This window comes from Nioella sediminis (assembly GCF_001879695.1).
GTDB classification, from domain to species: Bacteria; Pseudomonadota; Alphaproteobacteria; order Rhodobacterales; family Rhodobacteraceae; genus Nioella; species Nioella sediminis.
Genome location: NZ_MNBL01000130.1, coordinates 1 through 9,035 on the forward strand (window position 1 = coordinate 1; position 9,035 = coordinate 9,035).

At 64.0% G+C, this 9,035-nt stretch carries 9 protein-coding genes; 3 read left to right on the plus strand and 6 right to left on the minus strand.

Translation table 11 applies throughout. The annotated features are described in order from the left end of the window. The 3 genes from ubiA to BKY26_RS15660 all read left to right on the plus strand — a co-directional run. Positions 1–876, plus strand: an 876-nt coding sequence (gene ubiA, locus BKY26_RS15650; protein ID WP_071691322.1) for a 4-hydroxybenzoate octaprenyltransferase, incomplete at its 5' end; no start/stop codon positions are given. A 51-nt stretch (positions 877–927) separates the two neighbouring features. Continuing rightward, entirely contained in the window at positions 928–2,862 is a 1,935-nt protein-coding gene (locus tag BKY26_RS15655) for an OmpA family protein (protein ID WP_071691323.1), read from the plus strand. Beyond that, entirely contained in the window at positions 2,859–3,185 is a 327-nt protein-coding gene (locus BKY26_RS15660) for a hypothetical protein (protein WP_071691324.1), read from the plus strand. Before BKY26_RS15655 ends, BKY26_RS15660 begins: the two co-directional genes overlap by 4 nt. A gap of 380 nt (positions 3,186–3,565) precedes the next feature. Here BKY26_RS15660 and BKY26_RS15665 read toward each other — a convergent pair whose 3' ends face one another. From BKY26_RS15665 to BKY26_RS15690, 6 genes are all read right to left on the minus strand, one after another. Then, on the minus strand, positions 3,566–4,021 hold the full coding sequence (locus BKY26_RS15665; protein WP_071691325.1) for a molybdenum cofactor biosynthesis protein MoaE: 456 nt from the start codon (positions 4,019–4,021) through the stop codon (positions 3,566–3,568). Position 4,022: 1 nt separating this feature from the next. Continuing rightward, positions 4,023–4,271 carry a molybdopterin converting factor subunit 1 gene (gene moaD, locus BKY26_RS15670; protein WP_071691326.1) on the minus strand — a complete coding sequence of 83 codons (249 nt, stop codon included), beginning with the start codon at positions 4,269–4,271 and terminating at the stop codon, positions 4,023–4,025. After that, a complete protein-coding gene (pgsA, locus tag BKY26_RS15675) occupies positions 4,264–4,935 on the minus strand; it encodes a CDP-diacylglycerol--glycerol-3-phosphate 3-phosphatidyltransferase (RefSeq protein ID WP_071691327.1) in 672 nt (223 codons plus the stop codon). The genes moaD and pgsA overlap by 8 nt, the downstream gene beginning before the upstream one ends. Positions 4,936–5,011: 76 nt before the next feature. Continuing rightward, positions 5,012–6,880 carry an excinuclease ABC subunit UvrC gene (gene uvrC, locus BKY26_RS15680; RefSeq protein ID WP_071691328.1) on the minus strand — a complete coding sequence of 623 codons (1,869 nt, stop codon included), beginning with the start codon at positions 6,878–6,880 and terminating at the stop codon, positions 5,012–5,014. A gap of 310 nt (positions 6,881–7,190) precedes the next feature. Further along, a complete protein-coding gene (locus tag BKY26_RS15685; RefSeq protein ID WP_071691329.1) occupies positions 7,191–7,967 on the minus strand; it encodes an SDR family oxidoreductase in 777 nt (258 codons plus the stop codon). Positions 7,968–7,980: 13 nt separating this feature from the next. Then, the gene (locus BKY26_RS15690; RefSeq protein ID WP_131541900.1) at positions 7,981–8,940 is read right to left on the minus strand and encodes a calcium/sodium antiporter; all 960 of its coding nucleotides are present in this window, start codon (positions 8,938–8,940) and stop codon (positions 7,981–7,983) included. Positions 8,941–9,035 lie beyond the last annotated feature (95 nt).

The window sequence follows — 9,035 nt, forward strand, 5'->3', positions numbered from 1 at the left end:
CTGCGCCTGTCGCGGGCCGACCGGCCGATCGGCACATGGCTGCTGCTTCTGCCCTGCTGGTGGGGTGTCGGGCTGGCCGCTGCCGCCACGACGCCCAGATGGGAAGACCTGTGGATCGCGCTTGGCTGCGGCATGGGCGCGTTCCTGATGCGCGGTGCGGGCTGTACGTGGAACGACATCACCGACCGCGATTTCGACGCCGCCGTGGCGCGCACAAGGTCGCGGCCCATCCCGTCGGGGCAGGTCAGTGTGAAACAGGCCTTCGCGTGGCTCGCAATACAGGCCCTGGTGGCCTTTGCGATCCTGTTGACCTTCAACAATGCAGCGATCCTGATGGGCATCATCGCGCTGCTGCCGGTCGTCATCTACCCCTTCGCCAAACGCTTCACCTGGTGGCCGCAGGTGTTTCTGGGCATCGCGTTCAACTGGGGCGCGTTGCTGGCCTGGGTCGCGCATACCGGAAGCCTCAGCTGGCCGCCCGTCGTGCTCTACCTCGCAGGCATGGCCTGGACGATCTTCTATGACACGATCTACGCCCATCAGGACAAGGAGGATGATGCGCTCATTGGCGTGAAATCCACCGCGCGCCTGTTCGGAGACCGGACAAAACCCATCCTGCGCGGATTTCTGGTGCTGTCGGTCGCCTTGATGGCGGTGGCCATCATCGGGGCGCTGACGCCTTCGGCGGGCATCCTGTCGCTGGTTCTGGCGCTTGTCGGGGCATGGGGCTTTGGCTGGCACATGGTCTGGCAGATGGGCAAGCTCGATATCGACGACCCGGATGTGTGCATGCATCTTTTCCGTGCCAATCGGGACGCAGGCCTTATCCCTGCGCTGTTTTTTGCCGCCGCAGCGCTCGTTTCATTGAACCTCTAGGGGCAAGTCGTTAAAGCAGATGCAATTGATCTTGGGGCAGTCACGGGACGCATGCGTTTAGCCTTTCATTTCGCCGCTGTAGGGGCCTTTGCGCTTGCCGCCGTGCTCAGCCTGCTGATGGCTGTTTTCGGCGCGCGTCAGATCGAGCAGCAATCGGTGCAGGCGGTCAATTTCGCCATGCGCGAAGACGGGCTCGACTGGGTCGAGATCGGGGCCGACGGGTTGCGCGTGCTGATGGCGGGAACCGCCCCGGACGAGGCCGCGCGCTTTCACGCCCTGCGCCGCGCCGCCGAGATCGTGGACACCGACCGCATCATCGACAACATGGATGTGCTGGACCCCGAGGGGATCGAACCGCCGCGCTTTTCGCTGGAGATGCTGCGCAACGATGACGGCGTGTCGCTGATCGGGCTGGTGCCGACCGCCGATGGCGATGACAGCCTGACTACGGGGATCAACGAACTGGCCGACGGGCTGCACGTGGCCAACATGGTCGAAACCGCCGCTTTCCCGGTGCCCGCCGGATGGCCCCCCGCCCTGCGCTTCGGCCTTCTGGCTCTGGCGGAACTGCCACGCGCCAAGGTATCCGTCTATGACGGGCAGGTGGTGGTCGAGGCGGTAGCCGACAGCCGCCAGCAGCGCGACCAGTGGCAACGCTTCCTTGAGGAAAACCGTCCTTCTTCGGTCCAGCTTGTGCTGGATATCTCGGCCCCCCGCCCGGTGATCACGCCGTTTACCTTGCGCTATGTCCAATCCTCTGGCGGCGGCCGGTTCGAGTCCTGTTCCGCCGGCACCGAAGAGAGCCGCGACCGCATCCTGACCGCTGCGCGCAATGCCGGGCTGACCGGGCAGGACAGCTGCCGCATCGGGCTTGGCGTGCCGTCGCCCAACTGGGCCACCGCCGTCGAAATGGCCATTGCCGCCGTCAGCCGGTTCGAGGATGCGACCGTGACCTTCTCGGATGCCGATATCACCCTCATTGTGGCGCAGGGCACCCCGTCGGATCTTTTCGACGAAGTCATCGGCGAACTGGACGCCGCCCTGCCGGAGGTCTTTTCGCTGCACGCCGTGCTGCCCGACCCGCCCCCCGAGGAAGAGGCCGAAGACGGCCTGCCAACCTTCACGGCCACCCGCAGCCCCGAGGGCTATGTGCAACTGCGTGGCCGCCTGCCCGATGAGCGGATCACAGAGGCCGTGCAAGCCTATGCCACCGCACTTTTTGGCCGCCAGAACACCTATGTCGCGACCCGTATCGACGAAGACCTGCCGGGCGGTTGGACCCTGCGGGTGATGGCCGGGCTGGAGGCGATGGCACAGCTGCATAACGGGGCCGTCGTGGTGGAACCCGACACCGTGCGCATCCGGGGCAATTCCGGCAGCGAAAGCACAACCTCTGACCTGAGCCAGTTGATGAGCGAGCTTCTGGGGGCTGCCGAGGGGTTCGAGATCGACGTGACCTATGTGGCCAGCCTGGACCCGCAGACGGGGCTACTGACGCCGCAACAGTGCCTCGACCGGATCAACACGATCCTCGAACAGCGCAAGATCACGTTTGATCCGGGATCGGTCGAGATCAACGAAGAGACGGGGCGCATTCTGGACGACCTTGCCGAGATCCTGCCGGACTGTTCCCATGTGGATATGGAAATCGGCGGCCATACCGACAGCCAGGGCCGCGAGGAAATGAACCTGCGGCTGAGCCAGGGCCGCGCCGATGCGGTGCTGAACGGGCTTCTGGCGCGGCGGGTGCTGACCGCGAACCTGACCGCGCAGGGCTATGGCGAGACGCGGCCCATTGCCGACAATGACAGCGAAGACGGGCGCGAGACCAACCGGCGGATCGAATTCCTGCTGGCCAGCGACGTGGCGGAACGCGATGCACGCGAGGCCGCCGAGGCGCGCGCGCAGCTGCTGGCCGATGCCCCCCGGCCCGTCATGCGCCCCGATAACCTAGTGCCCGCAGAGGCCGAGGAGGACACCGAATGAACCGCACCGAATTCATCGTGGTGATCGCGATCATCCTCTTCGTGGCCTTCGCGCTTGGCTGGTTCGCCAACTGGCTGGTGCACCGGCTGACGCGGGTCTCGGGCGTCGACATGAACGAGCTGGAGGAGATGGCCAAGGCGCTGCATGACGCGGAAGAGACCCGAGATCAGGCGATTTCCTACCTGCAGCACCGCGAGGCGGAGCTGACCAACCAGATCACCCAGACAGAGGCCGAGCTGCGGGCGGCCATGGAGGGTCTGCGTGAGGCGCGTCAGGAAGCTGAAGAGCTGCGCATCCACGTGGAACAGCAGAACCAGGGGTAGGCGGTTTCGCCGACTGCGTCGTCGACCCGGGAACGGCCCTTCTCAGGCCCCTTTGGGGCCCTCGTCGGGCCGTGTTGCCACGGACATGTGGCTGCTGGGTATATCTCTGTCATCGGGCCGTGCTTGTGGAGGGGTTTGGATGCCTCCGGCGGGAGTATTTTTGCAAAGAAGAAGGGGAGGGTTCACGAATTCTTAGGGAATTTGTGTTGTCCTGCCGGTCAAGCGCTTGCCGGGTGACGCCGGTTCCGGATCACGAGGGGATTTTCGGGCCATTGCCGAAGACAGCCCCGAAAGGGCCAAGGCAGGCCGGTTCCATGCCCATTGCCCCGCATCTCTGCGGCGCCGCAGTCCTTTCAGACCAGGAAGATCAGATGATGAGCCTACCGCTGCTGCCAGCGCGCGAGGGCGTCTTCGTCCTCGTCGCGGGCCGCGACCCATGCCGCGCCCTCGCCCGTGATTTCCTTCTTCCAGAACGGCGCGCGGGATTTCAGGTAATCCATCAGAAACTCCGCCGCCGCGAAGGCATCGGCCCGGTGGCGCGACGCTGTGGCGACCATCATGATCGTCTCGCCCTGCCCCATGCGCCCGTAGCGGTGCAGGATGAAAGCGTCGGCAAGCTGCCATCGGCTCATCGCCTCATCCGCGATCTTCGCCAGCGCTTTTTCGGTCATGCCCGGGTAGTGCTCGATCTCCATCGCGTCGAGATCGCCCGTCGCCACATCGCGCACGATGCCGGAGAAGCTGACCACCGCGCCCGCATTCGCCTGCCGCGCGGCAAAGCGGTTGAGCCTCTCGCCCATGTCGAAGGTGTCGGACTGCACGATGATCTCGGGCATCTCAGCCCCCGGTCATGGGGGGAAAGAAGGCGACTTCCCTCGCCCCGGCAATCGGCGCGTCCAGATCGACCAGATCCTGATCCACCGCCGCGCGGATTGCCTTGAGGTCGGAGAAGGCGAAGGCATAGCCCTCGTCCCGCGCCTTCAGCTCTTCGATCAGCTCGGCCACGGTGGTGGCCCCGGTTTCGACAGTTTCATGCCCTGTGCCCACGCGTTCGCGCAGCCAGGCGAAATAGCGCAGCTCAATCATGGGGGTCCTCCCGCAGATGCGGCATGGCCTTGGCGAGGTAGTCGACGCCTGTCACAACCGTCAGTGTCGCCGCGAGCCACAGCAGGACGATGCCGCCATAATAGGCCCGGTTGGCCCATTGGCTGAGGGCCACGAGATGGAACTCATCCTCGACCTCTCCTGCAAAGATCTGGGCGACGATCTCGGGCGACATGCCGATCACGTTCATGCCGAAATGATGCTCGAAAATCCCGTAGGAAAACAGCACCGCGATGGCGACCATCTGCACGGTGGTTTTCCACTTGGCCAGCTTCGTCACGCTGAGCGTGCCCGCCTTGTTGCCGAGGAATTCGCGCAGGCCCGAGACGAAGACCTCTCGGAACAGGATCGCGGCGACGGGCAGGATCAGCAGCGGCTGGAAGCCGAAGAGCCCCATCAGCGTGGCCAGGGCGATGATCACCATCGCCTTGTCGGCAATCGGGTCGAGCATGGCGCCGAACCGGCTGTGCTGTTTCCAAAGACGCGCCAGATAGCCGTCGAGCCAATCGGTCAGGGCCGCCGTGACGAAGAGGATCAGGGCGACCCAATCGGCATAGGGGCGCGGCAGGATCAGGAAGATGATCGCAACGCCGGGGGCGGCGGCAAGCCGCGCGACTGTCAGGATATTTGGCAAGGTCCATCGCATGGCCAAGCATTAGCGCGGTTGCGGGGGCGGGACCAGCCCCGGCGGCAACGCCCCGCGCGATTTTGCGCGCACGGGGTCAGCCTTTTTCATGGAAAAAATCATAGATCGTTTCGGCCAGCGCATCCGAGATGCCATCGACCGCCTTGAGATCGGCAAGGTCGGCGCGGCTGACCGCCTTGGCGCTGCCGAAATGGGCCAGCAGGGCGCGCTTGCGGGTGGCGCCGACGCCGGGCACGTCGTCCAGAGGCGTGACCCCGATGGCCTTGGCGCGTTTTGCGCGGTGCGTGCCGATGGCGAAGCGGTGCGCCTCGTCGCGCAGGCGCTGGACGAAATAGAGCACCGGATCATTGCGTTTCAGCGCAAAGGCAGGCTTGCCGGGGCGATAGAACTCCTCCTTGCCCGCATCCCGGTCGATCCCCTTGGCGACGCCAATGAAGGGCACGTCATCAATGCCCAGATCGGCGAGGATTTCCGCCACCGCGCTCACCTGTCCCGCGCCACCGTCGATCAGCAGAAGATCGGGCCAGGCGTCGCTTTCGCGGTCCGGGTCTTCCTTCAGCAGGCGTTTGAATCGGCGGTTCAGCACCTCTTTCATCATGCCGAAATCGTCGCCGGGCGTCAGGCTGTCACCCTTGATATTGAACTTGCGGTACTGGCTTTTCAGGAACCCTTCGCGCCCCGCGACGATCATGCCGCCCACGGCGTTGGTGCCCTGAATGTGAGAGTTGTCGTAGACCTCGATCCGCTCGGGCGGGTTTGCCAGCCCGAACGCCTCCGCCAGCCCGTCGAGCAACCTGCCCTGCGTGGCGGCCTCGCTCATCTTGCGGGCGAGGCTTTCGCGGGCGTTCCTTGCCGCGAAAGACACAAGCTCTGCCTTTTCGCCCCTCAAGGGCACCAGCAATTCCACCTTGCGGCCGCGTTTTTCCGTCAGGGCCTGGGCCATCAGGTCGGCGTTTTCGATGGGGTGCGACAGCAGGATCTGCCGGGGCGGCTCCTTCTCGTCGTAGAACTGGCCCAGGAAGGCCTCCAGCACCTCCGCCTCTTCCGCGCCGGACCCGGTGCGGGGGTAGAAATCGCGGTTGCCCCAGTTCTGGTTGGCACGGATGAAGAAGACCTGAACGCAGGCTTGCCCGCCCTCCATGTGCAGGGCGACCACATCGGCCTCGGCCACGCCGCGCGGGTTGATGCCCTGCACGCCCTGCACGGTCGTCAGCGCGCGGATGCGGTCCCGAAGGGCCGCGGCGCGCTCGAATTCCATCGCGTCCGACGCCGCCTGCATGTCACGCGCCAGCGCCTCCTGGATATGGCCGCCATTGCCGGACAGGAAGCGTTCCGCATCCTTCACCGATTGCGCGTAATCTTCCGCCGAGATCAGGCCCACGCAAGGGCCGCTGCACCGCTTGATCTGGTAAAGAAGGCAGGGCCGCGTGCGGCTGTCGAAGGTCGCGTCGGAGCAGTTGCGCAACAAGAACACCTTCTGCAACTGGTTCAATGTCCGGTTCACCGCGTCGGCGCTGGCGAAGGGGCCGTAGTAATTGCCCTTCTCCTTTTTCGCGCCGCGATGCTTCTTGATCTGCGGAAATGCGTGCGACCGGCTGACGAGGATATTGGGGAAGCTCTTGTCGTCGCGCAGCAGCACGTTGTAGCGCGGTTTCAGCTGCTTGATCAGGTTCTGTTCCAGCAGAAGCGCCTCGGTTTCCGTGCGCGTGGTCAGGAACATCATCTCGGTCGTTTCGCGGATCATCCGGGCGATCCGCGCGCTGTGGCCCGTGGGCTTGGCATAGTTCGCCACGCGCTTCTTCAGGTTCCGCGCCTTGCCCACGTAAAGCACCCGCGCCTGCCCGTCGAGCATGCGATACACACCCGGAGAGCCGTCGATAAGCTTCAGGTAAGAGGCGATCAATTCGTGGCCGGTCAGCGGCATTTCAGAGGGCGTTTCAGACATCGTGATCCAGTTGAATCGATTCCATTGTCGGCTGCAACGATCCGAGGCCATGTTCAAGGAAAACCTTGTCCACGGTTTCTGTGGATAACCTTAGGGATAAAATGTTGGGATCGGTGATTTTTCCTTGTATTTGGCAGGGTTCATCGAATTGCCTAATTTTTAGGCACTCCTGTAGGCGACTGAAAACAAAGGAGATTTTTCTTTCCACAGGGTCATTAAGGAAGCATGTCATAAAAGGGTAACACCCCTGTTACCGTAGCGTTAACGGTGGAAAACTGCAGGCGACCTGCCGAAAAAGACCGGTTCGGGCCTATTCGACGCCAAGGATATCGGGGGTCTGCCAGGCCAGGTGCTGGCCCCCGTCGACGCAGATCAGCTGCCCTGTAACTGCCCGCGCATTCAGGAAATAATTCAGCGCCTGAACGATGCCCTCCGCATCCGATCCGCGGCCCAGAACGGTGGCCTTGCGCTGCCGTGCGAAATGGCTGTCGGATTGGCGCGTGCCCTGAACAGTCGGCCCCGGCCCGATGGCGTTGACACGCACATGCGGGGCCAGCGCCTGCGCAGCGGTGCGGGTGAAGGCCCAAAGCCCCATCTTGGCGATGGTGTAGCTCATGAATTCCGGCGTCAGCTTCTGCACCCGCTGATCAACCATGTTGACCACCAGCCCCCGTGCCTGCGGTTCACCATTTTCGTCCGGCTCCGCCGGGGGCATCTGCGCGGCCAGCGCCTGCGTCAGCACCACCGGCGCGCGCAGGTTTGATTCGATGTGCCTGTCCCAGCTGGTCCGGGTCATCGACTGGATGTTGTCGTACTCGAATACGGACGCGTTGTTGACCAGCACTGTCACCGGCTGAGCGAGGGCCTCGACCGCGCGGGGCAGCAGGGCCTGAGCCTGGTCCTCATTCAACAGGTCCGCCTGGAGCGTCACGGCCCGGCGGCCAAGGGCGCGGATGTCCTCTGCCGTGGCCTCGGCTTCATTCGCTGATCCGGCATAGTGGATGGCCACGTCATGGCCCGCCTCTGCCAGCGCCAACGCCATGGCCCGGCCAAGCCGCTTTGCCCCACCTGTCACGAGTGCGGTCATCCTTGCCCTCCGTTCAGCTCAGGACACTGATCACATAGATGAGGTACAGCGCGGTGAAAACCACCCCCACGACGCGGCCAAACACCCAACGGAAATACACGAACGGGATCAGCAGCAACGAGGCGGCCAGCATGATCCACAGATCGAAGGTCAGGATTTCCGCATCGACCGGAATCGGCCCGACCAAGGACGCGACGCCGATGATTCCCAAAAGGTTGAAGATGTTCGACCCGATCACATTGCCAAGCGCCACTTCGGCATGACGGCGCAGCGCGGCCATGACGGTTGTGGCCAGTTCCGGCAGCGAGGTGCCGACGGCCACGAGGGTCAACCCGATGGCGGTTTCGCTGACGCCGAAACTGCGCGCGATCACAACCGAGCTATCCACCAGCAGATCGGCACCTAGCGGCAGGCCCACAAGCCCGAGTAAAAGGAAGACGACGATCTGCCACCAGGGCATATCGGGGTCGGCGCCTTCCACATCCTCCAGCTCTTCCAATGCGGCCGCAGCGGCGCTGTCGCGCTTGTGCGACCGCGCTGTCCAGGCGGCTTCTCCCAGCATCAGCGCCAGACCCGCCAAAAGGATCAGCCCGTGCCACCATGTGAACGGACCGGCGAAGGCCAGCCCGATGAAGGCCAGGGTCGCAACCATCATGATCACGAAGTTGCGGCGGGTGTCGCATTGACTGGTATCCAGCCCTGACATCAGCGCCGGAATGCCCAGAACCAGCAGGATATTGGCGGTGTTCGACCCCACCACATTGCCAAGCGCCAGCCCCGGCACGCCGTCCAGAATGGCGCTGATCGAGATCAGAAGTTCGGGCGCCGAGGTGCCAAAGGCCACGATGGTCAGACTGACAATAAGTGCCGGAATGCCGAGGCGCAGGCTCAGGTTCACCGCACCCCTGACCAGTGTATCACCCGCAAGCAGAAGGATCACGAGGCCAAGCCCCGCCAGAAGGAATTCGGTGATCAGCACTTAATCGCGCCCCTCGTTGCAATTGCGGCAGGCCCCGCCCGTCACGTTGATCTGCCCGCAAGTGGGGCAGGTGCGGGGGCGGGGCAGGC